The organism is Pseudoxanthomonas wuyuanensis (assembly GCF_900215535.1).
In the GTDB taxonomy this organism is placed as follows: domain Bacteria; phylum Pseudomonadota; class Gammaproteobacteria; order Xanthomonadales; family Xanthomonadaceae; genus Pseudoxanthomonas_A; species Pseudoxanthomonas_A wuyuanensis.
Genome location: NZ_OCND01000001.1, coordinates 903,630 through 930,475, shown reverse-complemented (window position 1 = coordinate 930,475; position 26,846 = coordinate 903,630). Strand labels below are relative to the sequence as shown.

Genomic DNA, 26,846 nt, shown 5'->3' with positions numbered 1-26,846 from the left:
ATGAGCGCAGTCGAACTGGAACTTGGACCGGCGCTGCAACCGGCAGCGTGGGTACGCATCTGCCGGCTGGAGGACATTCCGGCGTTGGGAGCGCGCGTGCTGGAACGGGAGGGCGAAGACGACATCGCCTTGTTCCGCACCGCCACCGATAAGGTCTATGCGGTGCTGGATCGCTGCCCGCACAAGGGCGGGCCGCTGTCGCAGGGCATCGTGGCTGGCGAAACCGTCACCTGTCCGCTGCACAGCTGGAACATCGCGCTGGCCAGCGGCGAAGCCTGCGCGCCCGATGTGGGCTGCGTGCGCAAATTCCCGGCGCGCGTGGAGGCCGGCGAAGTCTGGTTGTCGCTGGATGACTTGCCGGGTAGTGCAGGGAGCACGGGGTGATGGACGGCACCGGCGCCCCGGTCGTACGACGCACCCGCACAAGCTCGACGTGCTGCTACTGCGGCGTGGGCTGTGGCGTGCTGATCGACGCCGAACACGTCGACGGCGGGCCCAGCCGCATCGTCGGCATCGAAGGCGATCCGGAACATCCGGCCAACTTCGGACGCCTGTGCACCAAGGGCCGCAATCTGCCGCAGACCAGTGCCGACCCGGCCGGCCGCCTGACCCATCCGGAACTGCGGCGCCTGCGCAATGAGCCGCGGCATCCGGTGGACTGGGCGGTGGCGCTGGATACCGTGGCCGACCGGTTGGCCGGCATCGTCCAGCAACATGGGCCCGATGCGGTGGCGTTCTACGTGTCCGGGCAATTGCTGACCGAGGACTACTACGTCTTCAACAAGTTGGCGAAGGGGTTGCTAGGCACCAACAATATCGACACCAATTCGCGCCTGTGCATGTCCAGCGCGGTAGCCGGCTACAAGCTGGCGTTGGGCGCCGATGGTCCGCCCACCTGCTATGAAGACCTGGAGCTGGCCAGGACGGTGCTCTTCGCCGGCAGCAACATGGCCTACGCGCATCCGGTGCTGTTCCGTCGCCTGGAAGACGCGCGCGAGCGCGACCCGGAGGTGCGCTGGATCGTGATCGATCCGCGCCGTACCGATACCGCGGCAATGGCCGACCTGCACCTGGCCATCCAGCCCGGTACCGATGTGGCGCTGTTCAACGGCATGCTGCATCACCTGATCTGGGAAGGCCTGATCGATTCGGCGTTCATCGCCAACCACACCGAAGGTTTCGCCGAACTCAAGCAACTGGTGCGCGACTACACCCCGCGCATGGCCGCCGACCTGTGCGGCGTTGCGCTGGCCGATCTGATCCAGGCTGCCGAATGGTTCGGCCGCAGTCCGGCGGCGCTGTCGCTGTACTGCATGGGCCTGAACCAGTCGGCGCACGGTACCGACAAGAATCTTGCGCTGATCCATCTGCATCTGGCCACCGGCCAGATCGGCAGGCCGGGCGCGGGGCCGTTCTCGCTGACCGGTCAGCCCAACGCGATGGGCGGGCGCGAAGTCGGCGGCATGGCCACGATGCTGGCCGCGCACCGCGAGATTGGCAACGAGCAGCACCGCGCCGAAGTGGAACAACTGTGGGGTCTGCCGGCGCATACCTTGTCGGCCAAGCCGGGCCTGTCGGCGGTGCCGCTGTTCGAGGCGCTGCGCAGCGGCCAGGTCAAGGCGGTGTGGATTGCCTGCACCAATCCCGTGCACTCGATGCCCGACATCGGCCGCGTGCGCGAGGCCTTGCAGCATGCCGAGTACGTGATCGTGCAGGAAGCCTTCCGCAACACCGACACCGTGCCCTATGCCGATGTGCTGCTGCCGGCAGCCACATGGGGCGAGAAGGAGGGCACGGTAACCAATTCCGAACGGCGTATCTCGCGCGTGCGGCAGGCCGTGGCGCCGCCGGGCCAGGCGCAGCCCGACTGGTGGATCGCCAATGAAGTCGCACGCCGCATCGAAGCGCGGCTGGCGCCGCCGGGCGTGGCGCCGATGTTCGAGTTCAAGGAACCCTCGGCCATCTTCGACGAGCATCGCAGCCTGACCGTTGGCCGCGATCTGGATATCGGTGGCATCGATTACGCGCGGCTGGAAGCGGAAGGACCGCAGCAATGGCCGTTCGCCGCAGGTGCCGCCGCGGGCCAGGCGCGCCGCTACGGCGATGGTGTGTTCGCTACCGCCAGCGGCAAGGCGCGTTTCCACGTCACGCCGTACCGGCCGGTGGCCGAGCCGACGTCCGCGCGTTTCCCGTTGCGTTTGCTTACCGGCCGCCTGCGCGACCAGTGGCACGGCATGTCGCGCACCGGCCGCGTGCCCGGTTTGTTTGCGCACAGCCCCGAGCCGGGCCTGCGCATGCAGCCGGAGGACGCCGCACGCCGCGGCCTGGCGGCGGGCGAACTGGTGCGGGTGATCAGCAAACGCGGCGAACTGGTGTTGCCGCTGGAACTGTCGGACGAGGTGAATTCCGGCACCGTGTTCGCGGCGATGCACTGGAGCGGGCAGTTCCTTTCCAGCGGCGGCATCAACGAAGTCAGCCAGCCGGCGGTGGATGCGCGCTCGCTGCAGCCGGAACTCAAGCATGCGGCGGTGCGGGTGGAGAAGGCCGAGTTCGGCTGGCATCTGCTGGCGGCCCGGCGCGGCGACGTGCTGGCCATGCAGGCGGCGGTGCAGCCGCTATTGAAGGATTGCGGATTCGCCGCGATCGGGCTGTATGCCGAAACCGGCGCTTCGGAAGAAAAGGCCTGGCTGGCGCTGCGCGCCGCCGCCGAGTCCGCGCCAGCGGAAGACTGGCTGGAGACCCTGATCCAAGCGCTGGATCTGGCGTCCGGCCCCGACACGCTGGAGTACCGCGACGCGCGCCGCGGCCTGCTCAAGCGCGTGGGCTGGCGCACGGAAGCGGACGGCAGCCATATCGACGGCCTGCTGCTGACCGACGCGCAGCGCAATCCCGCCAGCGAGTCGCTGCTGGATACCGCCTTGTCCGGCCGCGCATGGAGCGGTTCGCGACTGGCGGTGTTCGCGCAATCCGGCGGTGGCGCGCGCGATCCGGTGGTCTGCAACTGCATGCAGGTGCGCGAATCGCAGATCCGTACGCAGGTGGCGCAAGGCGCCGGCGTGGTCGAACTCAAACAACGCCTGGGCTGCGGCACGGTTTGCGGCTCGTGCCTGCCGCAACTGGCGCAGCTGTGCCGGCAACCGCAGCGGGCATGACCAACAATCCGCAGCTGGCTTCACCCGTAGAGCCGGGCAAACTCGGCCTGTGGGAGCGACGTAAGTCGCGAGCTTGATGTTTCCGGTCGCGACTTACATCGCTCCCACAGGATGCCATGTCGGCACTACAAAAAAGCACCACGAAAGGAGCATCCATGTACAGCGAATCAACCCAGACACCGCGCCGCGTTCCCGGCGAAGTCGTGCTGCTGTCGGCCGGCCCCGGCGATCTCGACCTGCTGACCATCAAGGCAGCCAAGACACTGGCCTCCGCCGAGGTGCTGCTGCTGGATGAGCTGGTCAATCCGCAAATCGTCGAACTGGCGCCGCTGGCGCGGGTGATCCGGGTCGGCAAGCGCGGCGGCTGCCGCTCCACGCCGCAGGCGTTCATCTGCCGGCTGATGCGACGCTATGCCGCGCAGGGTCTGCGCGTGGTGCGGGTGAAGGGCGGCGATGCGCTGCTGTTCGGTCGCGCCGGCGAAGAGATCGAATTCCTGCGCCAGGCCGGCATCGGCGTGCGCATCATCAACGGCATCAGCGCCGGCTTCGCCGCCGCCGCCAGCCTGGGGGTTTCGCTGACCCATCGCGATCACTGCCACGGCATCACCTTCGTCACCGCGCATACGCATGATCACGGCGAGCCCGACTGGGCCGCGCTGGCCGCCACAGGCACCACGCTGGCGATCTACATGGGCATGAGCCGGATGGACTCGATCGCTGCCGGACTGCTGGGGCACCTGCCGCCCGATACTCCGGTCGCTGTCGTGCAGGCCGCCAGCCATTCGGAGGAATGCCGGTTGCTTACCACGCTGGAGCGGCTGGTCGGCGACCGCCACCATCTGCAACCGGGAATGCCAGGCGTGATCCTGGTGGGAAAGGCGTTGGCCGAAGCCGCGCTGCAGGACGCGTTTACGGCACCGCCCGCGCAGCTATTGGCGCAGGGTTGAGCCGCTGAAGCGCGTTCGCGCCCGTTGTCGCCGTGCTAGCGGTCTATTTCATGACTTCCAGCGGAATCAGCGCCAGCCACAGCAACAGAAGTAACAGCCATAGCCAGCGCCAACGGCCCATGCCGCGCCAAGCCAGTTTCCAGGGGCCGGGATCGGGATGTTTCATGACCTGTTCCGCCTGCGCGCCGAGCGCAGCGCGTCGGCCACGCGCAGCCCGTACAGATAGACGCCGGTAAAGCTGAGCGCGGTCAGCGCGGCGCCGAACAGGAACCACAACAGCCGTACCGGCCAGCCGCCGAAGCTGCCGAAATGCAGCGGGTCGGCCATCTCGGCGATGCGCTGGTGCAGGCCCATGTCGCGGCCATCCTGCCGCTCCAACAGGCGGCCATCGCGCAGATCGAAGCCGGCGACATTGGCGCGGTCGCGCACCAGCCAGGCCTGGGCCTGGCCATCGATCAGCAGTCCCTGCCCATCGACGCTGGGCCGCATGCCTCCGACGTCCAGCTCCGGCCAGCGCTGCCGCAGTTCGGACACCGCGCGGTCTATGGCGGCCGGGTCGGCGGGCGCTGCCGTCTTGCCATCGCCAGGCACGGCGATCTTGGCCGGAGGCGTGGCCTTGCCACCGAGCGATTCGACCAGGTACCAGCCGCCGGTCAGCCCGATCAACGCGACAAACCACAGGCTCCAGACGCCGAACAGGCGATGGATATCGCCCCACAGCCGGCGCGGGCGGTCGCCGCGGGGCCAGCTGAAGAATCCGCGCCACCAGCGTTTGTAGATGAAGAAACTGCTCAGGAAAGAAAGCAGCAGTGGAATCGACAACGCCGCCACCAGCGGCACGCCGTACTTCACCGGCAGCATCAAGTGCCGGTGGGTATTGCGCAGCAGGCGGTGGGCGTTGAACCAATGGGTGTCGCCGGTGACCTGCCCGGTGTAGGGATCGACCCAGACAAAGCGCCGTGGCCCTTCGACTGTGCGCATCTGCGCCACGGCGGCAAAGCGCGAGGCATGCGGCGCGGCCAGTCCTTCCAATGTCCAGCGCGGATAGGTCCGCTGCACCGCGCCGACCATCTGCCCCCATGTGGCGCGGGTTTCGCGCGGCGTCACCCGCATTTCCGCATGCAGCAGCCAGTCGATCTCCGCGGCGAACACGGCCAGCGTGCCGGTCAGGCAGATGAAGCCCATCAACAGACACAGCTTCAGCCCGACCCAGCTATGCAGATCGAACCAGCGCCGCCTGCCGCCGCCTTTGGACGAGGGCAGGGCAGGGGAATATCTATCCGCTGGCGAGAGCTGGCGCATGCAATCCAGCTCAGAACGCGTAGGCGGCCTGCAGGTAGAAGCGCCGCGGTTCGCCGGGGAAGTGGCCGTTGCGTTCGATGAAACCGCTGGCCGCATAGACCTTGTCGAACAGGTTCTTGATGTTGGCCTGGAACTTCCAGTCCTTCCACTGCGTCTGCCAGCTCAAGTCGAAGATGGTGTAGGGCTTGACCCGCTGCCCGTCCAGACTGATGCGCTCGTCGGTGTAATCGGCGCCGAAGCCAATCGCCGAGGCGATGGCCGGCAGATCGTAGCGCGTCCAGATGCCCAGCTTGTTTTGCGGCGCGTTGGCGAAGCGGTCGCCAGAGGAATTGGTGATGCCGTTGCTGCCGGCATCGATTACCCGCGCGTCGTTGTAGGCGTACGCCAGGTTGACCACCCAGCGGTCGGTGACATCGGCCAGCAGATCGATTTCCAGGCCTTCACTGCGCACCAGGCCCAGGGCGGCCAACTGATTGACGCCATCGACGACTTCGCCGGTCGCCTGCACGATGTTGCTGCGCTCGATCCGGTACAGCGCGGTATTGAGCGTGAGCCGGCCATCGGCCAGCAGGCTCTTCAGGCCGATTTCCCACTGCTTGCTCTGTTCCGGGTCGAACGGGCCGCCAGCGGCGGCATTCTGGTTGCCCGTCGATTGCGGCACGAAGCCGCTGGCGATATTGGCGTAGGCGTTCAGGCCTTCGCGCAACACGAACGTGCTGCCCAGGCGCCAGCTCACATCGTGGCCATCGACGCGGCTGCCGCCAATCAGGTCCTCGTCCTCGAATCCGTCCCAGCGCAGCCCGGCCAGCACATGCCAGCGCGGGGTCAGGGTCATTTCGTCCTGCACGTAGCCGCCGTAGCGGATGCCGCGGGTGCTGGTATGGCGCCAGGGCAGGGCGGCCAGGCCGTAGTCGTGGTAGGAGGTCACGCCATAGATCGGGTCGAACAGATCGATGCCGGGCACGGCGCCCCCAGCTTCTACCGGGTTGACGGTCTGCGCGCTGAAATCGGCGTCGATGCGGTAGTAGTCGGCGCCGAACAGCAGCTTGTGTTCCAGCGCGCCGGTGGCCAAGCGCCAGACCGCATTGCCGTTGACCGTGAACGCATCGTTGTCGCGGTACTGGTTGCGCAGCTGCCGCGTCATCCATTCGGCGGTACCGTCGCCATCGCGATCGATCAGGCCCATCGGCTCGTGATAGATCTGGTGTTCGCTGTTCTCGAACCAGCGCGCCGCGAAGTCCACGTCCCAGGCCTGCGATGGCGAGAAGCGGTACTGCGCCAGCGCCACCTTGGCCTTCATGTCCAGGAAGTCGGTGGACTCGTTGTGGTTCCAGCGGCGGTCGGTCAGGAAGTAGCCGTTGTCGTTCACCGGTACGCCGCGCAGGCGGTTGCCGCCCAGGTTCTGGGTGATGTCGGTGTACTGCAGGATCAGTTCGCCGGTCTGGCCCACGTCCACGGCAATGGACGCATCGCCGATCAGGCTCTGGCTGTCGGCATTCCAGCGCACGCCTTCCTCGCCATCGGCGTAGGCGCCCGCGCGGTAGCGCACGCTGCCGGCGTCGTTGACCGGACCGGTGGCTTCGAACGACCCGGCGACGAAATCCTCGTTGCCGACCTGGATCTCGATCCGCCGCTGCGCCCTGGACTGCGGCTTGCGGGTGACATAGTTGATCACGCCGCCGGCATCGCCGCCGCCGTACAGCGCGCCGGCCGGGCCCTTCAGCACTTCGACCCGTTCGATGTTGAACAGCTGCGGCACCGAGAAACCGGCGTAGGGGTCGCCGCGCAGGCCGTCATACAACACGTTTTCCTGGCGGAACCCGCGCAGGGTGACGCCGGCATAGCTGAAATGGCTGATGCCGCTGATGCTGCGGTACAGGTCGGTGACCTGGCGCGCGGCCTGATCGTCGATCAGTTCGCGCGGCAACACCTGCACCGACTGCGGCACCAGCGCCAGCGGCGTATCGGTGCGGGTGCCGACCGCCGCGTCTTCGGCCTTGTACAGCGTCTGCGCGCGGCCGACCACCTGGACCGAATCCAGTTCGGTGACGCCGGCATCGGCCACCGTCCCGCTATCGGGCGCGGTTTGGGCGCGCGCATCGGCCAGGGCCAGCAACAGCGCGGTTGCCAGCAGGGAACATACGACGGGGGAGGGAGCCATGCGGATTCCGAAATGCGAATGATTATCAAGCGCATCAGTCTAGCATTGGCTCCCGGCGATTGGATACGCCTCAGCTTGTGGGAGCGGCCGGCCAGCTGCTTCCACGCAAGCGCGGCGGCCGGAGAGCCGCCGCAAGGTATCGGATGTTCGGCGGCCGGCGTTACCGGAGCGCTGTTGCCCGGAGCAAACCGTGTGCGGCCAACACGCCCATCAGAATCGTCAACATCGACAATGCAAACAGCGACAGCCACGGCAGCGAGCCTGCCGAAGGACGCACCGCGTAGCTTGGCATGGCGTCGAAGTCGGAGCGCCGGAAGGGACGTTCCTGGAACAGGTAAGGATAGAAGTAGAGCCTCAGCGATTCATGGAACGATGCAATCCTGTCCTGATAGGCCAGTTGCGCGTGCAGATCGGTATCGGCCAGCCGGTGCAGCAGCCCCTGGGTCGCAACACCGGGCAGCACCCAGCCGACCCGATCGGTCCATCGCTGCCGCGTCAACAGGCTGTTGCGGTAGTCCGCCGCCTGCCCGGCAACGCTGTCGTCGCCGGCCTGGTGCATGGCGAAATACCATTTCCAATGGAAGCGCCCGGTCACCGGCGGCGTGCCGCGCCATTCCGGATGGCTTCGGAAAAACCGTTCGAAGGTTTCTTCCTTGGGCTGGTCCCAGCCTGCGTGCACCTGTTGCCGCTGCTCCAGCATCAGATCGACGCCGCGGCCGGCGGGCACCGCACGCTGGATCAGCGCGTTGGCCAGGGTAGGCAGCAGCAGGGTGACGGTCAGCCAGATGCCGATCATCAGCATCGCGCTGGTCGCCGAACTGCGCTGGCGCGCCGCCGCCCAGGCCGATACCGCAAACCACAGCGTCGTATAGAGCACGCTGACGATGGTCACCGCCAGCGCCTGCCAGCCCAGGGCTCCCGCATAGGCCAACCCGGCCAGCAGAGGCAGCAGCAGCGCGGCCAGCACCAGTCCGATGCGCAACAGGATGCGCCGGCACCAGAGACCGCGCGCATCGCCCGGAACGGTGGCCGCCAGCAACCGCAAGCGGCCGCTTTCGCGCTCGCCGGCGATCAGATCGTGCATCAGCGCTATCGCCACCAGCGGCATCAGATAAATCAGCACAAAGGCGAAGTCGAACCCGCCGGGCAGCGCCAGTTCCGGATTGAAGTTTTCCGACTCGTACAACTGCGCCTGCAGGCCCAGCAACCGGATCCGCAGCAGGTAGGGATGGACGTCGCGTTGGCCCAGCGCCGCGAACGCCAGCGGGGAAGGGGGATCCCAGGTGGCGTGGAAGGTGTAGTAGCCGGTATCGCCAGCGTCGTTGCCGGCGTAGGAATGCCGTGCGGCCTGCGTGGCCATTTCTCCGGCCTGCGCCTGCAGCGCCCGCGCGATGGTGCTCTGTTGCAGCGATACCGCGTGCAGGCCGGCAACGATGGCGGCCGCGCTGACGGCCAACAGCAACGACAGGGCAGCCACCGCCATGCGCGAGCGCAGGATCAGGGCCAGTTCGGTGCGCCAGAGATTCATCGCACGCTCCTTCCCAGTTGGCGGCCGCGCCGGATCAGCAAGCCGGATATCAGCAGCAACCACCCCGCAAACACCGCAAGCGGATGGAGCAGGTGCGCCGGTTCGCGGAACGGATCGATGGGCCGGTAATCGAAACGTGGCAGTCCGGTCCAGTTCTGGTGCGAAAGACGGTGGTCCTTGTCGCCTTCGTACTGCACCTGTTCGGCGTGCATGCGGTTGAGGTCCAGGATCAGCCGGTAACGGTAGCGCTCGGCCTGTTCCAGGAAATCCTGGTGGCTGCGCCCATCGGTGCCGGCCAGGCGCATCGACAATTGGCGCAGCGCAATCACAGGGCTCAGCCATGCCGCCCGGCCTACCCAACGGTTCTGCGCGGCTTCCACTGCAAAGGCCTGTCCGGCGTAGCGATCGAACAGTTCGCTGGTCAGCCGCTCGCCTTCCATCGAGACCAGCCCGGAATAGTTGACCGGCAGGTCTTCGATACGGGTCACGTTGTAGCGTTGCAGCACCTGCTGCCGGAAGCTGCTGAAGTAGGGGTCGTCGGGATTGTGGCTGTCGCCGATGGCGGCCATGTCGTGATGGATGGCGATATCGGTTTCCAGCCGGGTGGGCAAGGGATGCAGCTGCTGCGCCAGCCCGGGCACCGTGCGCGGAACCAGCATCACCCCGGCAATCCATATCCCCACCAGCAACAGCAGGGCGTCGCGGCCGCGCCGGGCCCAGGCCGATACCAGAATGCCGAGGGCCACCCAGCCAATCAGATAGCAGGCATAGGCGAAGATGATGGCGGCGACCGCAGCGGGGCGCGCGGCTCCCGTCGCGGCGCTGGCCACAAGTGCCAGCGCCGCCGGCGACATCACCGCCAATGCGATGCCGGCATGTCCGATGCCCTTGCCGAGCAGCAACTGGAAACCGCTGATGCCTTGCGACAGCAGCAGGCGCAGGTTGCCGCTTTCGCGTTCGCGCGACACCGAAGCGAACGCCAGGAAGATGATCAGCAACGGCACCAGCGTCTGCAGCACGAACGCCGGCGACAGCTGCCCGAACCGCAGCAGCAGCGAGGACTGGCGGACATCGGCAAAGTTGGCGCTGTTCTGCCGGTGGCCTTCCAGGAACAGCGTATTGCCGGTGAAGGCGTCCACGCCGAAATCGAAGAAGGCCAGCGGAGTCAGCGGCCGGAAGACGAACTGGCCGTAATGCACCATGCGGTGCGGATGGCGGTCCGGCTGCGCGCCGAATTGCTCGTCGACCATCGCCTGGTAATGCGCGCGGCTCTGCGCAAGCGAGCGCCGCTGTTCGTGGCTGACCAGGGCGGCGGTCAGCACCAGCGCCGTCGCCAGCACGCTGGCGCCCAGCGCCGTACGATTGCGCAGCAGCAGTCGCCATTCTTCGCACGCCACCCGCAACACGATGGCAAGGCTGCTCATGCCGGCATCGCTCCCAGCGCATAGCGCCGGTGCAACGACTGCACGTCGAAGCGCTCCGGCCCATCGGCTTCCAGCTCCGCGTCCAGCCGGCCCCGGTCCAGAAAGCCGATGCGATCGGCCACGTCCGCCGCACCCAGCAGGTCGTGGGTGACCATCAGAATCGCAACGCCCTGGGACTTCAGCGTTTCCAGCAAGCGGTTGAACTCGGTGGTGGCGCCCGGGTCCAGCCCTGAGGTGGGCTCGTCCAGCAACAGGACCGGCGCCCGGCGGGCCAGGGCCAGGGCAATGGCGACCTTCTGCCGCATTCCCTTCGAAAAACCGGCAACGCGGCGGTCCCAGGCCTCCTGCGGCAACGCCACCTTGCGCAGCGCGGGTTCGACGACGCTCGCCTGGTCGCGCGGCACCCGGGCCAGCGAAAGGAAGTAGCCGATGTTCTCGCGCGCCGACAGGTGATCGTAAAGCGCGACGCTTTCGGGCACATAGGCCAGCAGCCGGCGGGCCTGCGAAGCCTCGGTGTAGGCGTTATGGCCGCAGACGTTCGCCTTGCCGGCCGAGGCGGCGATGAACCCCAGGAACAGGTTCAACGTGGTCGATTTGCCCGCGCCATTGCCGCCCAGCAGCGCGTAGATTTCGCCCCGCCTGACTTGCAGATCGAGTCCGCGCAGCACGGCGTTGTCGCCATAACGGTATTCCAGCGCTTCGGCCTGCAGTGCCGGCGGCGATGCGTCGGCGCTGGATGTGTGCATCGGTGTTTCCATGGTCATGTTCAATCCTGGGAATTTTCAAACCGGGTTGGCGCGCCGGCCATCAGCGAGGGTCAGCAGCTTGGCGGGCAGCGGTAGCGGGTTGACGCCATTCGACGGAAGAGGGATGTTATATCATCACAATTCAAGTGCAAGACCAGCGGTTCCTGACCGCTCCGGTCCGGCTTCACCCCCATCCCGCAAGGCGCCCCAATGCCAATGCCTGCCACCGATCCCGCTTCCCGCTCCGCCTCCCGCCCATTGCCCGTTACCGTCCTTTCCGGCTTCCTGGGTGCCGGCAAGACAACGCTGATGAACCAGGTATTGCGCAATCGCGACGGTCGCCGGGTCGCGGTGATCGTCAACGACATGAGCGAAATCAATATCGACGCGCAACTGATCCGCGAGGGTGGGGCGGGTCTCAGCCGTACCCAGGAGGCCCTGGTCGAATTCAGCAATGGCTGCATCTGCTGCACGCTGCGCGAGGACCTGCTGCAGGAGGTCAGACGCTTGGCCGCGGAGGGGCGCTACGACTACCTGCTGATCGAATCGACCGGCATCGGCGAGCCGATGCCGGTGGCGGCAACCTTCGCAGTGCGCGACGAGCAGGGCTTCAGCCTGTCGGATGTGGCCAAGCTGGACACCATGGTGACGGTGGTCGACGGCGCGAACTTCCTCAGCGACTTCTGCTCGCCGCAGCGCCTGTCCGATCGCGGCATGCAGGCCGGGCCGGAAGACGACCGCGGAATCGTCAACCTGCTGGGAGAACAGATCGAGTTCGCCGATGTCATTGTGATCAGCAAGTGCGATGTAATCGAGCCGGCGTCGATAGACCGCACCCGCAGCGTGCTGCGCGCAATGAACCGCGATGCGCTCATCATCGAGTCGGGCAACGGCGACGTGCCGCTGGAACAGCTACTGGATACCGGACGTTTCGATTACGTCAAAGCGCAACTGGCGCCGGGCTGGATGAAGGAACTGCGGGGCGAACACACGCCCGAGACCGAGGAATACGGCATCTCCAGCTTCGTCTATCGCGCACGCCGCCCATTTCACCCGCTGCGTTTCGCGCGTTTGCTGGCGGACGGCATGGACGGCGTCATCCGCAGCAAGGGATTCTTCTGGCTGGCCAGCCGCATGGATTGGGTGGGGGAACTGTCCACGGTAGGCGGTTCTACCCATTCGCAGGCGGCAGGATTCTGGTTCGCCGCGCGCGAGCGCGTGGATGCGCAACAGGTAGGCACGCTCCCTGATCCGGGACCAACGGCGCCGCTGCCGTATACCGACCTGGGCTGGCAGCGCCGGCTGCTGTCCCGCTGGACGGCCCCGCTGCCACGCAAACAGGAAGTCGCCGATGAGCGCGAATACGAGGCCATGAAGCGTCTCTGGCACCCGCTGTGGGGCGACCGCAGGCAGGAGCTGGCCATCATCGGCGTGGACCTGGATGCGGACGCAGCCACGCAGGCGCTCGATGGATGCCTGTTGCAGGACGATGAGATGGCGCTTGGGCCGCATGCATGGACGGAGTTTCCGGATCCGTTTCCGGTGTGGCGCAGATAGGAGAACAGTGCCTGCCTGCCGCTCAGGCGCTTGGAAGACAAAGACAGCGCACCCACCTCATGCGCCCCTACGTATCGAGCCTGGTGGCCAGTCGCATCATCAAGTCCATGCGCTCATGGAAGATGGCGATCAAGCGCGGCGGCCTTCGGCCAGCTCCTCATCAAGAATTTCGCCAATACTCTTGGCTGACACCTTTCCCGCCAGCCCTTCGTTGATGCGTTCACCCAACAGGGTCTTCAGCTCGTGCCATGCCTGATCGGCATTCGCGTCGCCGGGGAATAGCCGTTCGAGTGCGTATTGCTTGATCGTCTTGCCCTGCATGGCGGCCAGCGCCTTGAGGCTTTGGTGCTGCTGGTCGGTGATATCGATGGTCAGTCGGCTCATGGACGCGATTCCAGCAGGTTCCCACAAACCCACATTGGCGCCTATGTGGAGGCCAGACTGGGAGCCGGGGAACTTCACTGACTGGATGCCTTATTTCAGGTAACTGATTGATTTATCAGACAAAGGTAAGTGACTGCCGCTAAACCGCACTCCCGTTCTATGCGCCCCAAAACCGGGGAGCTGGACAGCCCTGCGCCTGAGGTATATATTCATGCATATACTTTTCCGGCCCCGCTGGGAGACACGACATGATCGAGACCCGTACTGCCAAGTTGTTCAAGAACGGCGCCAGCCAGGCGGTCCGCCTGCCGATGGAGTTCCGCTTCGAGGGGGAGGAGGTGTTCATCACCCGCGACGAGGCGACCGGCGATGTCGTCCTCTCGACCCGGCCCGGCGCCAAGGCCTGGGGCGAGTTCTTCGAGTTGCTACGCGCCGTGGACGTGCCCGACGATTTCATGGCCGAGCGCCCGTTGAACGTGGTGCCGCCTGAGCGCGGCCTGTTCGATGATGAGACCCCGCAATCGCCGGCAGGGCGCTGACGATGTTGCACATGCTGGATACCGACACGGCCAGCTACCTGATCAAGGGCAAGTCTTTGGCGATCGAAGCCAAGCTGGCCGCGCTCGCGCCCTCGGCGGTCTGCGTTTCGGTGATGACCCGAGCGGAATTGCAGTACGGCCTGAAGCGCTTGCCCGCCGACCATCGACTGCACCTGGCGGTGCGCCAGTTCCTCAAGATTGTCCGTATCCTGCCCTGGGACACCGATGCGGCGGACTGGTACGCCGAGATTCGCCACCAACTGGTCAGCACCGGCCAGCCGATCGGCGAGATGGACATGATGATCGCCGCACACGCGCTGTCGGCGGGTGCGGTGCTGGTCACCAACAACAGCCGCCACTACGAGCGAATCGAAGCACCGCTCATTCTGGAAAACTGGGCATAGCACGCAGTACCACAAGGAACTGATGCATGAGCGCGATCACCGAATTTGCTCACCAACGGCGACCAGCAGCACCGCTGCCACCTGGCGGGGGCTGTGGCTATTTGGTCGTGTAGCCGCCATTGACCAGGATGGTCTGCCCGGTCATCCACCAACCATCGGATACCAGGAAGCGGATGAAGGGCACGATGTCCTCAATATCGGTAAGCCCGGTTTTCGAGAAGTTCGAGAGTGCGGCGGCCGTCTTGTGATAGGCCACCGCGTCGGCGCCTTCAGCGGGATAGAAGAATGGCGTGTCCATTGGCCCGGGACCGATGGCGGTGACGGAGATGCCGCGGTCGCCGAATTCCTTGGAGGCCGCGCGGGTGAAGTGTTCCACCGGTGCCTTCGTGCCTGCGTACGAGGAGTAGAAGGGCGTGAACGCGCCCAGCAGCGAAGTGACCACGGTGCAGATCTTGCCGTTGTCGTTGAGATTCTTGCCAGCCTCCTTGAGGAAGAAGAACGCGGACTTGGAGTTCACCGCGGACATCTCGTCGTACTCGGCTTCGCTGATGTCCGCCATCGGCTTCTTCAGTACCTTGCCGACGGTATTGATGGCGATGTCCGGCTTGCCGACCGCTGCCACGGTATCGGCGAACAGCTTTTCGACAGCGCCTGCGGTGGTCAGGTCCGCCTGGAAGGCCACAGCCTTTGCCCCGGCAGCCTGGATCTCCTTCACGGTCTCTTCGGCATCCTTCGCCGCCGCCACGCTGTTGTAGTGGATGGCCACGGCCTTGGCACCATTCTGCGCGAAGTCGCGGGCCAGCAGCCCGCCGAGGTTCTTCGCGCCGCCGGCGATAAGGACGACTTTGCCTTTGATGCTGTGGTCACTCATGAGTGCTGTCTCCCGTTGGATGTGGGTTGGGGGGATGTCATTCGCCCACGATTCGCATTTGCTGGATGCGTCCGTCGACGAGCGTGAAAAGAAAGCGGCTTGCGCCTGAGTAGTGGTTGCTCTTCCAGGCGGCATCAACGGTGATCTGATTGCCTATCCGCGCGACCCGGGTGACGGTCATATAGCCCTGCGCACCGATGAATTCCCTATCGCTCCAAGCGCGCATCGCTTTTGGGGTGGTGAAACGGCGGCCCCAATCGTCGATCTCGCCTTCCGGGGCGAACAGGGCAAGCGCGGCGTCGGTATCACCCCCGTTCACAGCGGCCACAAAGGCGTCGAGCGGAGGCGGCAACGTGGGAACAGGCATGAGTCTCCTTTACCAATGGGGCAGCCGCCCCGATCCGACGGGAAGAACGCTGGTCACGCGGGAGGAGTACCCTCAAGATAGGACCAGCTGCCCACCTGTCGTTGGTACCCTTTATAGGAAGTCCCTCGCGGCCTGGCTTTCAGAATGTCCGACGAACTTTCAAATTTTTCCGCGACCGCGCGTGCCGCCGGAGAGGAGGCGCTGGGACAGCTGGCGCGCAGTCGCGGTGGGCCCGCCCCAGGCTATCGATGGCGAAAGATGATCGCGAGCCAGGCGGTGCCGTTCGTGGGGGGAGAGCTTTCGGTAGCCTCGGAGGACATTGCCGAGCCCACGCAATGGGAGATCGAACGGGAGCAACACACGCTGATCGTTCACTTGGAAGGCGGGATGCGGCGTCTTGAAACGCGGATCGGGCGAGGGGAGGCGTGCCGCGCACCCGCCAGGATCGGTGAGATATGGCTCATCCCGGCAGGCGCGCATTACGTTGGGCGTGCTCAGGGCGGCAGCATCGCCTATGCGGAATACCACATCAACCAAGCCTGGCTGAGGTCGCTCACTGGCCACCGGCCGCAGATGAGCTCAATCCGCCCGCTGATGAAGCTTCGCGATCCGCTGCTGCATGGGCTCACGGGCCGTCTGATCCAGCTCGGCAACGAGAGTGACGACTTGTCGGGCATGCTCCGCGAATCCATGGCACAGGTGCTTGGGCTTCACCTGCTGCGCGAGTACGCCGAACAAGCCCAGCCAAGCGCGTCAAACGGAGCCAAGCCAACATTCTCCAATGGCACGAAACGACGGCTAGAGGATTACATCGTTTCCCACCTGGACCAGCGCTTGTCCCTCGATGAGTTGGCAACTCTGGTCGGCATGACGTCCCATCATCTGATTGCCGCATTCCGTCATACCTTCGGAATGACACCGCTTCAGTACGTCATTTCGCAGAGGCTCCACGTCGCATGCACTTTGCTGGAAAGCACGCGCCAGGACATCACGAGCATCGCCTTGGCGACGGGGTTCTCCAGCCACAGCCACCTGACTTCCGCCTTCAAGCAGCGATTCGGAATTGCGCCTCGTCAGTTCCGGAGGCAGGCCAAAGGCGTCGATGAAGCCTGACAGTTACGTGATATGTGCAGCCGGCGGAGCCGCCTGTCGCAGGATTATCTTTACATAATATGCATTATGCGAAATTGAGGATGGCTGGCCGCTACTACTGGTCCCTGCTGAAACTGCTGCTGGAACGATGCCGTCGCGGCGGATGTGGCCCCAGATCCGCCCCACACACGGCTTTTGCAGCGGCAATCCTCTCAGCCAAGGCGCAGCCCTGTGCGTGTGTCGTGGACAACAAGTGTCGTGGACAACAAAACGTCCGTACGGCCTGCGGACCGGCTGACACACGGCTGCGCGTGATCTGGTAACGCCCCCGAGGGCGACAGTGATGATAGGGTTCGGCCAGGCTAACCGGGGAATGCCATGGAACGCGAAGAACCACGAATGGGAAGACCGGACCTTTCCAGCATCGAGTTCAGGGAGCCTATCCGGATCAACGCAGTACCGGAAGAAACTCGCTCGCTCTGGTGGCAAGTGGCACTGGGCGTATTCCTCGCCCTGATGGCTCACAGCATGATTGTAGGGGCTTACCGACGCTACGAAATTCGGGAAGCGACCCTGCAGCTAAACGCCGATATCAAGAAGATGGACGCTCAGTGGCAACGAGAAGGTGCGGCCGCAGAGCAAGCGATTCAACGAGCGGCAGCAGGTTATCCGGCAGCGCCATCACGCGCACGCCCTGCCCCTTTGCTGGACGGTCAACGCTGCGTACAGAAAAGGCGATTTCAACGTGTAGAGAACGGTTGGGTACACCTGCCAAACGAACCTTGCTGAAATCAAAAAATCAGGGGAACAGCACTGGAGTCGATGCCAATTTCGTACTGGCGATAAGTGATGATTATCGTGGCTATACTGCTTTATTCGTAGCATACATTACATACTATGAAAGATAATCACCCGATTTCTGCCCTCGCGCAACCGACTTCCAGCCTGGTGCTGCCCGATCAGCTGGCTCAACAGGCGGCCGACGCCGTGCGCGAACTGCTCGCTGAAGCCGCGGCGGCCAACACCACCCGCAGCTACGCCAGCGCCTTGCGCTACTGGGCTGGCTGGCACGCCGCACGCTATGGAATTGAGCTGACCCTGCCGGTGCCGGAGGCCGCCGTGTTGCAGTTCGTGGTCGACCATGTCGTGCGACGCTCAGCCGAGGGTGAGCTGATCTGGGAGCTGCCGCCGGCGGTCGATCAGGCGTTGGTAGCCGCGGGCCTGAAAGCCAAGCTCGGTGCGTGGACGTTGTCGACCGTGAGGCATCGCGTCGCCGTGCTATCGACCGCGCATCGGCTTAAACAGCTCCCCAACCCTTGCGAGCAACCTGCGGTTCGGACCGTCTTGAGCCGCGCTGGGCGCGCGGCGGTCAAACGCGGCGAACGGCCACGTAAAAAAACAGCGATCACTTTGATTGAACTGGAGGCCATGCTGGCCACCTGCGATGACACTATGGAAGGACTCCGCGACCGTGCCCTACTCTGCTTTGCTTTCGCCAGCGGGGGGCGGCGGCGTAGCGAGGTCGCTGCCGCGGACATGCGTGACCTGCGGCGAATCGGCCCACAGGGTTACATCTACCGCCTTGAGCACAGCAAAACCCAGCAAGCCGGTGTCACCGCCTCCTCCACGCCGGACAAGCCGGTGCTCGATCGGGCGGCGCTGGCTTTGGAAGAATGGCTGGACGCGGCCGGGATCACCGAGGGCGCGATCTTCCGGCGGTTGTGGAAACAGCGACTAGGCCCTGCCCTGTCGCCGGCGGCCGTGGGTGAGATCGTGCAACGGCGCGCGCGTCTGGCAGGGCTGGAGGGGGATTTTGGGGGGCACAGCCTGCGGTCGGGGTTCGTGACCGAGGCTAGCCGTCAGGGCGTATCGCTACCAGCGATCATGCAGTTGACCGAACATCGGGCAGTGTCGAGTGTTGTAGGGTATTTTCAAACAGGCGGAGCTACGGCAAATCCAGCCGCTCGCCTTCTCGAAGACTAAGAATCGCCAGTGCGCAAAGCGCTGTGCGTTACTTGCCGCCATTTTGCTGTGGAGACGAAAGATGCGACCTTACGCCCTATCCTCCGCTGTTCGAGGAAAGTGCCCTAAGTTTCGTTCAACGTCTCGGTTTGGGAGAAGCCATGCGCGTTGCTCGCGTTCACATTGAAAACTTCCGTGGCATTCGACTGGCCGACCTACGCTTTGCCGGGACCACGGTCCTGCTTGGCGACAACAACACCGGAAAGTCGACGGTCTTCGAAGCCATTGAGCTCGCCATCGGCGCAGACAGGCTAGCCAGAAGCCAGGTCATCGATGAACACGATTTCTTCGGCGGTGCCTACCGGGGTGACGAGGAGCACCCAGCACCGAAGATTGTTGTCGAAGTAGTCATCGCAGGGCTCGACGCACAGCATTGCGAGCGTTTCCGGAACAATCTGGAGTTTTGGCGCGAAAGCGATGGCGTGCTGATCGGACCTGGCGGTGCAGCTCAGGCAGCACAGCCCGGGGTGGAGCCAGCGGTCCGGATCAGGTTCGAAGGCGAATACGACCAGGAAGCCGACGAATTCACCGCCAAGACATGGTTTGCCGTTCCTCGAAATGTTGACGATGTTCCTACAAGCGAATGCCGGTCCTCGGACAAGAGGGAGTTTGGGTTCCTCCATCTTCGCGCGCTTCGCACTGGAAGCCGTGCGCTGTCGATGGAACGGGGTTCTTTGCTCGATGTAATCCTGCGGACCTACGAGGTTAGGACGCGGATGTGGGAAGGACTCCTGGATCGCTTGCGCGTGCTTGATGTGGTTGGGGAACAGGACCCGGAGTTTGGCCAGATCCTGACCGCCATTCGGGATGCAATGCGGGAGATCGTTCCGGGCGAGTGGGCGGATGCTCCGCATCTCCGGGTTTCGGAACTCACACGCGAGGACCTCCGACGCGTCTTGAAATCCTTCCTTGCCACAGGTGTGCCCGGCTACGCGGCACCCTTTCAGCACCAAGGTTCGGGAACGATCAACGCGCTGGTGCTGGCCATGTTGGGATTGATTGCGCAACGTCGAGCAGGTCGCGTGATCTTCGCAATGGAAGAGCCTGAGCTTTCGCTTCCACCGCACGTCCAGCAGCGAGTGGTCGACAAAGTGCGAGGCCTCGCGTCTCAAGCCTTGTTCACGTCCCACTCCCCATATGTCATCGAGCAGTTCAAGCCCGAACAGATGACGGTTGTGCGTAGGGACGCTGCTGGGCACATGTCCGCCACGCCCGTGTTGCTGCCGCCTAATCTCAAACTCAAAATCTTCCGAGATGGCTTCCGCACGCGCTTCTGTGAAGCGCTTCTCGCACGAAGAGTTCTTGTGGTCGAAGGAAAGACTGAGTTCGTTGCATACAGTGCAGTATCACGTCGTGCCGCTGAAATCGCGCCCGCTGCGCACAAGCGTCTTGACTCGCTTGGCTGGGTTCCATTCGACGCGGTTGGGGATACTGCCGTTGCCCCGTTTGCCACATTCTTCCGTGGTCTGGGCAAGACCGTGGCAACGATCTTTGACCAGCAAGAGCCCGTGGCGAAGGCCGCTATCGAGGCCGCAAGTGATCGAGCATTTGAACAGCCTTACCCAGGATTCGAGCATCTTCTCTGGGCAGAAGTTCCAATCGCGAGGCAAAGACAGTTCGTCCAATGGCTTGTAGAACAGGGCGAGTGGCCACAAGCACTGCTCAACGTGCTGCCCTCGCCAAATTCAGCAGATGATGCCTATGCCGCCCCCTTCTTTGAGGTTCTTCGACACAAGAAGGGCAATGACTACCTCACTCTTTTCTTCGATCAATGTGAGATTGGGCATCTTCCCGCAACCATCATGAGAATTCTCGGCGAACTAAGACTGATGGTTGAACCGCCTCCGGCACCCCCTGCTCCTCCCCCGCCGCCCCAATTGCCTCCTCTTCCTATTCCAATCATCTAAGCAGGGGACATAGCGCCATGCCTTTGGTGCTCTGCGAACAACGACAACGCCTACTTAGAACGGATGGCCACATCGTAGTTCGAGGCGGCGCTGGGTCAGGCAAGACAACAATCGCACTTGCCAAAGCCTGCGAAGACCTCGCGACCGGACGCATAGGAAATTCGGGGAAGGCGCTATTCCTGAGCTTCGCTCGTGCCACGATTGCCCGCGTCACGGAGCAGGCTACGGCGACGCTTCCCAAAGATCAGCTGCGCCGCATCGAAATCAACACCTACCATGGCTTCGCGTGGTCGGTCCTGAAGAGTCATGCGTATCTGCTCGGCACAAGACCCGGAGTTTCCCTTTTACTTCCCGCCCAGGCACGAGAACGCCTTGTGGGACTCGCCGGCGATGCACGCACCGCGCGCCAGAGGCAGCTATTTGATGAGGAAGGATTGGTTGCATTCGATCTTTTCCCCATCCTGCTAGCAGAGTTGCTGGAACAATCGCTCGTTTTGGCTCAGGCCTTCGGCAATGCCTATCCGACGATCATCGTGGATGAATTCCAAGACACGAATGATCAAGAGTGGGCAATGATCTCCCGCTTGGGCCAGCACAGCCGTCTTATTGCACTGGGCGATCCAAAGCAGCGCATCTACGACTTCAAGGGTGCGAGCCCTCGGCGCTTCAATGATTTCATTGAAGCATTCGCCCCGACCGAGTTCGACTTCCTCAGCGAGAACAATCGCAGTGCTGGCACGGACATCACTGCATTCGCGGATGCGATTCTCGAAGGGGCATTCCGCCAACAGCCCTACACAGGTGTCTCTGTGGTTCGCTACGCAGGTCGCAGCCTCAGACCTTTGAAGCAGAAGGTGCTTGAAACTGCAAACCGACTAAGGCGAAGGGAAACCTGGTCGTTGGCTGTTCTGGTGCCGTCGAATCCCCTAGCCGCAGCCGTGTTTGATTACATGCACGGTGCAGAGCACGGGCTTCCGAGGTATCCCGTCGACATTGTTGTCTCGGCCGAGGGCCCGATGCTGGCCGGTATGCTGATTGCGCTGCTACTTGAACCCAGAACCTCCGACATCGAACTTGGTGCCGCTGTTCTGGAAGCACTTGCGGCATTTGAGGTCGGGCGCAGTGAGAATGCTTCGACTACTGCGATCACCAGGTCCCGGCGGATGCGCACCCTAGCGACCGCAGTCAGGACACTAGGCGACAGGGGCTACGGAGCAGCAGGCGTTGGACCAGGAGTCCGCCAGCTATTAGTGGACGTGGCACAACTCCAACTTACTGGCGACCCAGTCTCAGATTGGCGCGCGGTGCGAGCTGCTATCGCAGCGAGCCACAGAACCGAACTTCAATCCGTAGCGAAAGAAGCGCGGCACATGCGATTGCTGCGCCGAGGCGCCCAGATTGAGGCAGTCCTCGCCGACGCCTGGCGGGCACGCGGTGCCTATGTCGACGCGAGGTCGCTCCTGCGAGCAGCCGTCGTAGAGGATCAGTTTTCGGCCACAGGACGCGCCCACCAAGGCGTATCCGTGATGACAATACACAAGGCCAAAGGAAAAGAGTTCGACGAGGTCATCGTGTTTGAGGGACCATTCCAACGCTACTTCGTTCAACGAGGACCCGACTCGGAGCGATCCACGCGATTCAACTTACATGTCGCCTCTACACGCGCGCGATCCAATTTAACCGTGATGACTCCTTCAATAGATCCTTGTCATCTACTCCCACCTGGCTGACAGTTGAGAACACAGTCCTTGCCTTACCTATCGGTCTAACGCATGAGCATCGCCGCCAGAAGATCCCACCGTGGAGACGAGTACCAGCTGGCTGTCGCCGTGCACTGGCTAATCAGGCTGCTGTCCGACCCGAGCATCGCCTCCGTACAAGTGGACGCCGTGGCTCTTCCGGGGGGGGCCGAGACCGTCGATGTGGACGACATCGTCGTTACCTATAGCAGCGGCACGACCCGACACATACAGGCAAAGAAGAATCACCCGAACCACCGTAACTGGCAGATATCGGATTCGGATCTGAAGGAAGAATTGGTCAAGGCGCGCCGACAGCTGCAGAAGACGCCGGATGTAATTATCGAGTTCTGCTCGCAAACGCCGTTCGGCGACTTGGCAGCTCTGGTCGAGAGTACCCGAGATTACGCAAGCCACGAGGTATTCGAAGCGCAAGCCAGCTCCCGACTCAAAGTAGCTCTTGCCAAGCTCCAAGGTGTCTTGGACTGTCCCGTTGATAGCGCCTTCGATCTGGTCAGACACACCCAAATCGGCAGCGCGCACAACTTCGAAGGCTGGGAAGCCGTCAACCTCTCAGCGCTACAGTTTCAGGTCGATGACCCCGAAACCGCAGCCGACGTGCTCACCGCAATGGCGCGTGGCAACCAGAGCGGGCTGCGGGCTCCACCCGGACCGCTGGACCGCGACCAGATCGTGCAGGCGCTGGATGAGCGTGGTGTCGGCTTCATTCGCAACGCCATTTCGCTGGATCCGGCCCAAGTGTCCAACCGCTTTGCCGCAGCGTCGGCCGACCTGGCCGACTGGAAGACGACGCTGCCCAACGACGACTGGCTGGAGCGGCCCGAGCTAGACGCGCTTTGCGAACGAATCGCCGAAGAGCCGGCCTCGTTAACGCTCCTACTCGGCGAGCCTGGCTGCGGCAAATCGGCGCTGCTCGCCAGGCTGGCGCGGGAGCAGGCCGCGCTCGGCATCCCTGTCCTCGCGATCAAGGCGGATTACCTGTCCGAGGACGTCGTCGACACGCCTTCGCTGGGCGATCATCTGAACCTGCCCGCCGATCCGATCGATTGCGTGGTCGCGCTGGCCAAGTCCACGAAAGTGCTCGTCCTTATCGACCAGTTGGATGCGCTTGCGGATCTGGTCGTCCAGCACTCCACGCGCCTGCGTGCGCCCATGGACCTGATTCGCGGGCTTTCGGGCGTGCAGAACGTTCACATCGTGGCCTCCTGCCGGGTATTCGAGCATCGGCACGACACACGGTTGCGGAATCTCGACGCAGAGACGATGACGCTCGATCTGCCCACGTGGGACAACGTCGAGGCGACACTCGGGAAATATGGCATTCACGCCAAAGGATGGAATGCCTCGATCCGCGAGGACCTGCGATCGCCCCAGACCCTGAACCTGTTCCTGCAGCTGATCAACACCACCGACGAGGAAGAGCTGCTGCTCGGGTACCAGCACATGCTCGGGGAGCTGTGGAAACAGGAGGTCCTGTCCGACGTGAGCCGGCGCTCGCGCACGGCGCTGTACGAGATCACTGCGCGCATGGCAGAGCGGGAAGTCCTCTGGTTGCCGGAGGCGCTGTTCGATGCCTTCCACCCCGAACTACAACGACTCTCGAGGTCCGGCATCCTGCTCTGCGAGGGTGGCCGCGTCGGCTTCCGGCATCAAACGCTCTACGAGTACATCCGCGCACGGAGCTTCGTCGACGCGCCCGGGCAGCTCACCGATACCGTGCTGGCGCGCCAGCACAGCCTGCGGATCAGACCGCTGCTGTGGCACTCGGTCGCCTACATGCGTGCAGTCGACCGCCCCACCTATTCTCGGGAGATCGAACGGCTCTGGCACGCCAATCTTCGCCCCCACCTGAAAATGCTGCTGATCGAGTTCCTCGGCCAACTGCAGGACCCCGACTCCAACGAGGCGGCCCTGGTCGCGGAGAAGTGGTACGACGGCTGGTACCGGCGCCGCATCCTCGCCACGGTTCCCGGAAGCCCGGGCTGGTTTGACTGGCTGGCTAACGACCACCTGGTGGAGATCCTGCGACTGCCGGTCGAGGATGCCCGCGTCGCGCTGCCGGTGCTGTGGCGGGCGTTGCCTTCCCGGCAATCCCGTGTACTGGACTTGATCCGGGACCATTGGCAAGCCAGTGCGGAGAAGGATCCGCTGACCTGGTTCGTGCTGGAGCAACTGCCGGCCTGGGACGCGGACTGCATCGCCCTATGCCGGCAGATTCTTGCCAGGACGGAGATCTCGGGCTGGCAGGCCAACCACATGCTCAGCGTCGTCAGCGGCGCGGATCCGAGTCAGGCGCCGCTGTTACTCGATGCCTGGCTGCGGCAGAAGACCGCCGACGTGCGGCAGCCCGCTGAAGAGGCGGTGCGTCTCGCGGAGATATTGAACGGGCAGGAACTGCACGACCTGCGGGCAGTCGCTGAAGCCGCACCGCGAGAGTTCATGGCGACGGTCTGGCCTTGGGTGCTGAAGTCGATCCGGCTCCTTTCGCAGGATGCTCATGATTTCGTCGTCGGGTACAGAAGCGTCGACATGAGATTTCCCGATCTCGACGATGAAGAGCTGCGTCGCGAGAAGCCTTTCATCTCGGCGGTGATCGCCGGAATCAAACTGCTGGCAGAACGTCATCCCGAAGACTTCCTTGATCTCCTGCAGTCCAATCGACAGTCCGACCTGATGCCCGTCCAGCGGCTGCTTGCGCTGGGCCTGCAGCGGGTGGCCCCGCGGTACCCTGCTGAAGCGCTCGAGTTCCTGCTCGAGAATCCCAGGCGTCTGGTGATTGGCAGCTATCGCGATGCACATGGCGACACGAAACGCCTCATCCGTGCGGTCTCGCCGCACCTCGACGAAGAGCAGATCCAGCAACTGGAACGGGCCATCCGTGGCTGGAACCGATACATCTACCTTCCCGATGACGATGCAAAGACGCGTCTTCACCGCCTGCAATGGACGCGCCAGCATCGTTTGCGCCTGCTGCGGGCCATCCCGCCGGAACGCATGAGCGCGGCCTGCCGCCGCCATGTCGCCGAGGAGGAGCGGGCATTCCCGGGCCTGGACGACGCTGATGTCCGCATTTCCGGATTCAGCAGGATCGACAGCCCCATGGACGCCACGCGCATGCAACGGGCGTCGGAGGAAGACATTCTCAGCCTGTTTGCCGAACTCACCGATCAGACGCAGTGGGACCATCCAAGACATCACATGCGTGGCGGCGTAATACAGGCTAGCCGTGAACTGGCTGAGCTCGCCAAGGTCGTACCGGACAAGGCCATCCGCCTCATCCGCCAGATGCATCCGGACAACAACGAAATCGCGGTCGGCGCCGTGCTGCGAGCGCTCGGAGAGAGCAAGCACGACGCTACCGCGCTACATTCGCTCATATTAGAGTTGAACCACAAGGGCTTTGACGGTGTGGAGTTCCGCAGGGATGCGGCGTATGCCGCCGGCGCGGTCGTGAGTGCCGATACGCCACTGCCACAGGATCTGTTCGATCTGTTGACCTCATGGCTGCAGGACGATCCCGACGACGGCACCCAGACCGAAGACGATGCCGAAGACAAGGATCCATCGGGCAGCATCCTGTGGAGCCACGGCGGCTTCGTCATCATGCCTAGCGGCAACTATCCCATTCTCTCGGCGTTGACCCACGCCTGCCTTTCACAGGAACCCCCGCTTACGGATGCGTGGTTGTCCCTGCTCGAGACACATCTCGGCCGCGAAGAACAGCTAAAGGTCTGGGGAACCCTGGCCCACGACCTGAGATGGCTGGTATGCGCCGATCATGACCGCGCACAGCGCTTCCTTCTGGAACTGTTTCAATCCTATCCCGGGCTCTGCAACTTCAAGGCCGGCGCAGTGCTCCTCGCAAACAGCCAGCATTGGATTTCGGCGGCAACTGCCCACACATTACTGGATGCGCTGTACGCAACGCAGACAGCTTTTGCTGCCCAGGCCGCGGGTGAGATCCTCATGCTTCGGTTCGCCCTGAAGGGCGAGGACGAACCAGATGTGCAGGAACTGCTGGGGCAACACTTGAAGGACCCGGATGATGAGCCCTTCCTGGTCCAACGCCGCACCGGCATCGCCTATGCCACCGCCGAGCTGTGGCAGGAGGCGGACTTCCGCGCTCGGCTCCAGCCCTACTTGCTGCGTCTGCTGGACTCGGGCGACGACAAGGTAGTGGCAGCAGCGGCTTGGGTGTTCGCCCGGCGACTTCTGAAGTCGGACGCCGCCAGCCGCGAGTTGCTCGAACACTTAGCGGCTCGCCCCAACCTGCTCAAGCAGGTTGCTGACAACAATTTGGGGGACTGTCTGGTCTCGATGCTGGAAGCCGCACCCCTGATCGTTGCCAACGTCGTGCGATCCCTGTTGGATGCAGTCGACGACGATTTCCTCGACAACAACTCATCGCGCTATTTCCTCACAGAGCACCTGCTCACCGTTTCCCTTCGACTGCAGGAGATGGCGGCGCCGCACCAAGAGCTTGGCGCTTACATCTTCGAGCGCATGCTTGAGTTAAACACTTCCGAAGCTAGAAGTATCACACTGGATCTCGATAAAAGAACCGTCAATGCCTCAAGCTATTTTCGCCCCAAGACGCGACGGCATCGCTCATCGAGTGGATGATGAGCCTACAGACCTCCCCTACCCTCGATAAATCTTCCTAATCCTCCGCGCTGTTGCCGC

General features: G+C 63.6%; 21 protein-coding genes. 12 read left to right on the top strand and 9 right to left on the bottom strand.

Annotated elements, in window-relative coordinates; translation table 11 throughout:
• The 3 genes from nirD to cobA all read left to right on the top strand — a co-directional run bounded on the left by nirD (window position 1) and on the right by cobA (window position 4,099).
• The gene (gene nirD / locus CRO39_RS03900; RefSeq protein ID WP_097120523.1) at window positions 1-384 is read left to right on the top strand and encodes a nitrite reductase small subunit NirD; all 384 of its coding nucleotides are present in this window, start codon (window positions 1-3) and stop codon (window positions 382-384) included.
• Window positions 384-3,152, top strand: a complete 2,769-nt coding sequence (locus tag CRO39_RS03895; protein WP_097120522.1) for a nitrate reductase — start codon at window positions 384-386, stop codon at window positions 3,150-3,152. The genes nirD and CRO39_RS03895 overlap by 1 nt, the downstream gene beginning before the upstream one ends.
• A gap of 155 nt (window positions 3,153-3,307) precedes the next feature.
• A complete protein-coding gene (cobA, locus tag CRO39_RS03890; RefSeq protein ID WP_097120521.1) occupies window positions 3,308-4,099 on the top strand; it encodes a uroporphyrinogen-III C-methyltransferase in 792 nt (263 codons plus the stop codon).
• A 43-nt stretch (window positions 4,100-4,142) separates the two neighbouring features.
• Here the strand turns inward: cobA and CRO39_RS21275 are convergent, their stop codons facing one another.
• From CRO39_RS21275 to CRO39_RS03865, 6 genes are all read right to left on the bottom strand, one after another.
• Entirely contained in the window at window positions 4,143-4,265 is a 123-nt protein-coding gene (locus tag CRO39_RS21275; protein ID WP_274382252.1) for a hypothetical protein, read from the bottom strand.
• Window positions 4,262-5,401 (bottom strand): PepSY-associated TM helix domain-containing protein, encoded by a 1,140-nt coding sequence (locus CRO39_RS03885; RefSeq protein WP_097120520.1) that lies wholly within the window; start codon window positions 5,399-5,401, stop codon window positions 4,262-4,264. Before CRO39_RS03885 ends, CRO39_RS21275 begins: the two co-directional genes overlap by 4 nt.
• Window positions 5,402-5,411: 10 nt before the next feature.
• Window positions 5,412-7,562, bottom strand: coding sequence for a TonB-dependent siderophore receptor (locus CRO39_RS03880; protein WP_097120519.1), 2,151 nt, complete (start codon window positions 7,560-7,562; stop codon window positions 5,412-5,414).
• 160 nt (window positions 7,563-7,722) lie between these two features.
• On the bottom strand, window positions 7,723-9,090 hold the full coding sequence (locus CRO39_RS03875) for a DUF3526 domain-containing protein (RefSeq protein WP_097120518.1): 1,368 nt from the start codon (window positions 9,088-9,090) through the stop codon (window positions 7,723-7,725).
• Window positions 9,087-10,514: an ABC transporter permease gene (locus tag CRO39_RS03870; RefSeq protein WP_097120517.1), complete on the bottom strand. Its 1,428-nt coding sequence runs from the start codon at window positions 10,512-10,514 to the stop codon at window positions 9,087-9,089. Before CRO39_RS03870 ends, CRO39_RS03875 begins: the two co-directional genes overlap by 4 nt.
• A complete protein-coding gene (locus CRO39_RS03865) occupies window positions 10,511-11,278 on the bottom strand; it encodes an ABC transporter ATP-binding protein (protein WP_238394531.1) in 768 nt (255 codons plus the stop codon). Before CRO39_RS03865 ends, CRO39_RS03870 begins: the two co-directional genes overlap by 4 nt.
• Window positions 11,279-11,476: 198 nt before the next feature.
• Here CRO39_RS03865 and CRO39_RS03860 point away from each other — a divergent pair, with 198 nt between their 5' ends.
• A complete protein-coding gene (locus CRO39_RS03860; protein WP_097120516.1) occupies window positions 11,477-12,817 on the top strand; it encodes a GTP-binding protein in 1,341 nt (446 codons plus the stop codon).
• Window positions 12,818-12,946: 129 nt separating this feature from the next.
• On the opposite strand, the gene CRO39_RS03855 is transcribed toward CRO39_RS03860, so the two are convergent.
• Window positions 12,947-13,201 carry an antitoxin gene (locus tag CRO39_RS03855; RefSeq protein WP_097120515.1) on the bottom strand — a complete coding sequence of 85 codons (255 nt, stop codon included), beginning with the start codon at window positions 13,199-13,201 and terminating at the stop codon, window positions 12,947-12,949.
• A gap of 248 nt (window positions 13,202-13,449) precedes the next feature.
• Between CRO39_RS03855 and CRO39_RS03850 the strand changes: the two genes are divergently transcribed.
• A complete protein-coding gene (locus CRO39_RS03850; protein WP_097120514.1) occupies window positions 13,450-13,740 on the top strand; it encodes an antitoxin in 291 nt (96 codons plus the stop codon).
• A gap of 11 nt (window positions 13,741-13,751) precedes the next feature.
• On the top strand, window positions 13,752-14,144 hold the full coding sequence (locus CRO39_RS03845; RefSeq protein ID WP_202926259.1) for a type II toxin-antitoxin system VapC family toxin: 393 nt from the start codon (window positions 13,752-13,754) through the stop codon (window positions 14,142-14,144).
• A 97-nt stretch (window positions 14,145-14,241) separates the two neighbouring features.
• On the opposite strand, the gene CRO39_RS03840 is transcribed toward CRO39_RS03845, so the two are convergent.
• Complete coding sequence (locus CRO39_RS03840) at window positions 14,242-15,015, bottom strand: SDR family oxidoreductase (protein ID WP_097120512.1); 774 nt, start codon at window positions 15,013-15,015, stop codon at window positions 14,242-14,244.
• Between the two features lie 37 nt (window positions 15,016-15,052).
• Window positions 15,053-15,382 (bottom strand): nuclear transport factor 2 family protein, encoded by a 330-nt coding sequence (locus CRO39_RS03835; protein ID WP_097120511.1) that lies wholly within the window; start codon window positions 15,380-15,382, stop codon window positions 15,053-15,055.
• Between the two features lie 144 nt (window positions 15,383-15,526).
• Between CRO39_RS03835 and CRO39_RS03830 the strand changes: the two genes are divergently transcribed.
• The 6 genes from CRO39_RS03830 (at window position 15,527) to CRO39_RS03810 (ending at window position 26,786) form a co-directional block, all read left to right on the top strand.
• Window positions 15,527-16,495, top strand: coding sequence for a helix-turn-helix domain-containing protein (locus tag CRO39_RS03830; RefSeq protein ID WP_097120510.1), 969 nt, complete (start codon window positions 15,527-15,529; stop codon window positions 16,493-16,495).
• A 357-nt stretch (window positions 16,496-16,852) separates the two neighbouring features.
• Window positions 16,853-17,263, top strand: coding sequence for a hypothetical protein (locus tag CRO39_RS20430; RefSeq protein WP_141400712.1), 411 nt, complete (start codon window positions 16,853-16,855; stop codon window positions 17,261-17,263).
• 108 nt (window positions 17,264-17,371) lie between these two features.
• Window positions 17,372-18,457 (top strand): site-specific integrase, encoded by a 1,086-nt coding sequence (locus tag CRO39_RS03825; protein WP_097120509.1) that lies wholly within the window; start codon window positions 17,372-17,374, stop codon window positions 18,455-18,457.
• Window positions 18,458-18,597: 140 nt separating this feature from the next.
• Complete coding sequence (locus tag CRO39_RS03820) at window positions 18,598-20,403, top strand: ATP-dependent nuclease (RefSeq protein WP_097120508.1); 1,806 nt, start codon at window positions 18,598-18,600, stop codon at window positions 20,401-20,403.
• 17 nt (window positions 20,404-20,420) lie between these two features.
• Entirely contained in the window at window positions 20,421-22,133 is a 1,713-nt protein-coding gene (locus CRO39_RS03815) for a UvrD-helicase domain-containing protein (protein ID WP_097120507.1), read from the top strand.
• Between the two features lie 42 nt (window positions 22,134-22,175).
• A complete protein-coding gene (locus CRO39_RS03810) occupies window positions 22,176-26,786 on the top strand; it encodes an AAA family ATPase (protein WP_097120506.1) in 4,611 nt (1,536 codons plus the stop codon).
• Window positions 26,787-26,846 lie beyond the last annotated feature (60 nt).